Genomic DNA, 308 nt, shown 5'->3' with positions numbered 1-308 from the left:
CGGCCAACCAAAGTAACTTCTTTTTCAAAATCCACGCGTTTGCGCAGATTCGCCGGAATCAAAACGCGTCCGGCGCTGTCCCATTCCAAAATCTCCGCATTGTGCAGCAGTAAATTCTGATACCGTTGCAAAGCTTCATTGCCGGCTACTTTCAACTTCAAAATCTGCTCGGCTTTTTCTTCCCAAACGGGCTCGGGGTACATCAATAATTTTTTTCGAGAATCCAGAGTAACCACAATTGCAGGCGTATAACGGCGCAGCAAAATATCGCGGAATTTGGCAGGAATCGCCAACCGCCCTTTACTGTC

The 308-nt window shown here is 47.7% G+C and carries 1 protein-coding gene; it reads right to left on the bottom strand.

Annotated features, from left to right (window positions below; translation table 11 throughout):
• Window positions 1–308 (bottom strand): division/cell wall cluster transcriptional repressor MraZ (locus ACTHSP_RS23455; protein WP_440347176.1); only part of this gene is annotated, 308 nt, incomplete at both ends.

This window comes from Neisseria sp. P0001.S005, assembly GCF_051963715.1.
The sequence above is the reverse complement of the archived record's forward strand: the minus strand, read 5'-3'. Positions and strand labels throughout refer to the sequence as shown.